At 45.9% G+C, this 2239-nt stretch carries 1 protein-coding gene and 1 pseudogene; both read left to right on the top strand.

Annotation, left to right across the window (positions count from 1 at the left end; translation table 11 throughout):
* Nucleotides 1-577, top strand: a pseudogene (locus tag AAC033_RS19040) (hypothetical protein); the annotation flags it as partial.
* Between the two features lie 69 nt (nt 578-646).
* Nucleotides 647-2065, top strand: coding sequence for a Gfo/Idh/MocA family oxidoreductase (locus tag AAC033_RS19035; RefSeq protein WP_339741154.1), 1419 nt, complete (start codon nt 647-649; stop codon nt 2063-2065).
* Nucleotides 2066-2239: the final 174 nt, after the last annotated feature.

The raw sequence follows: 2239 nt of genomic DNA, 5'->3' as shown, positions 1-2239 counted from the left end.
CCAGGGAATTCATCAAACTGACTTGTGTATGTGGGGATTAGGTGTTAATCGTTTGCCGGAAAGGATCACCTCAATGGGCGGAAAATTTCTATGGGACGATTGTAAAGAAGTACCCGAAATACAAACCTCGGTTTATCATTATCCGAAGGAAAAGAAAATCATTCAATTCGAGGTACGCAACTGGTGCACCAACCTGGAAGATGGGGCAGGAGTCGGAAATATTTTTTACGGCGACAAAGGTTACATGGTCATAAAAGGGTATGGAACTTACGAAACCTATTTGGGTCAAAACCGTGAAAAAGGTCCGAGCCGATCAAAGAAGGGAGAATTGACTCTCCACTTTCAAAACTGGTTTGATGCGATCCGTGCCCGCGATATGAGTATTCAGAATGGCCCTGTTCAGACGGGGCATTTGTCGTCGTCGTTGGCGCACTTAGGCAACGTTTCATATCGTTTGGGACGTCAACTTGAGTTTGACCCCGTTGCAGAACGCTTTAAAGGCGAAGGCGAGAGCGAAGCGAATGACATGCTTAGCCGCGAGTACCGGGCCCCGTATTTGTTGCCTGACGTTGTTTGATCCTAAGGATATTGTTAGGTTTCCAGAATTTGTTAAAAACATATTTATTAATTCTAATTATATCATAAAATGAAAGAATCTAAAAACTTAAATCGACGCCGTTTTTTGGGCGCTGCCGGAACCTTAACTGCCGGTGCTCTTTTGGCCAATCCCATTCAATCTGTTGCTAAACCCGCCGCTGCCAAGACCAAATTGGCTTTGGTCGGAACCGGAATCCGTGGTACAAGCTTTTGGGGCAAGAATATCGTTGACAATTACTCCAAAGAAACCGAATTTGTTGGTTTGTGCGATCTCAATCCCGGACGCCTGCAGTTTGCCTTAAATTTCATGGGGGTGAGCTGTCCTGTCTTCACCGATTTTACGGAGATGGTCAACCAAACCAAACCTGATGTTGTCATCGTGACCACGATGGATTCGAATCATCACGAGTTTATTATCAAAGCTTTGGAGATGGGTTGCGATGTAATCACCGAGAAACCAATGACGACTGATGAAGTGAAATGTCAATCGATTTTGGACGCCGAAAGGAAGACTGGGCACAAAGTGATTGTAGGTTTCAACTACCGCTATGGACTTCAATTTTCAAAACTCAAGGAATTACTTGTTGACCGCGAAGTTGGAAAAATCACCTCGGTTGATTTTCACTGGTACCTCAATACCTACCACGGTGCTTCGTATTTCCGTCGCTGGCATGGAGAGCGCGATAAGGGCGGTACTTTGCTGGTTCACAAGGCAACGCACCATTTTGATTTGCTGAACTGGTGGATTGATTCAGACCCGGTGGAAGTGACCGCTTATGGTGAGCTGGAACATTACGGGAGCAACAATGCGTTTCGCGGAGCCAACTGCCGTTCGTGTGCTTATACCGACAAGTGCAAGTTTTACTGGGACATCATGAAAGATCAACGATCGGTTGACTTGTACGTGAAGAATGAAAAATACGATGGCTATATTCGCGACAATTGCCTATGGCGTCATGATATTGACATTTACGATAAAATGGCCGTTCAGATAAAGTATGCCAATGATGTGCAGGTAAGCTATTCGCTGACGACCTATTCGCCCTACGAAGGCTTTAAAATTGCTTTTAACGGTATGGATGGACGGATTGATTCGTGGGAAGGTATTCCATGGCGTGAAAAAGAGCGCGTAAGCCAGGCTGAATTGCATGCCCGTGAAATGAATCAGAATGCCGAAGAAAACGACTCGGCTTATGATGAAATCATTGTCATGAAAAATTGGAACCCGGATTACGAATTGGTGAAAGTACCGCGGATTCGCGGTGGTCACGGCGGAGGTGACGTGCGCTTGCAGGATAAGATTTTCAAAGATCCCAGCATGGCCGATCCCTACAAGCATTCGGCCGGAACACGCGATGGCGCTATGTCAGTTTTGATTGGAGTGGCCGCCCGCAAAAGCATCGAAGAAAAACGTCCGGTGAAAATTTCGGAGTTAACCGATATTGAGCCGAAACCAAATCGGGGCTGATTTTTTGGATAAGGACCCAAAAAAGATTGATTTTATATTTTATTAGCGAGATTGACCGCTGATCTGAGTACCGGTGAAGAGGCTTTGTACCGGGGCATCAAGATTAGGAAACATCAGACACCTGTGATCCCGTTTTCGGGAGTGCCTGCCTCCTTGCGGCGATCTCGCTTTTTT

The organism is uncultured Sunxiuqinia sp. (assembly GCF_963974515.1).
Taxonomy (GTDB): domain Bacteria; phylum Bacteroidota; class Bacteroidia; order Bacteroidales; family Prolixibacteraceae; genus Sunxiuqinia.
Note: the sequence above shows the minus strand (reverse complement) of the source record. Positions and strands in the feature narration are given on the sequence as shown.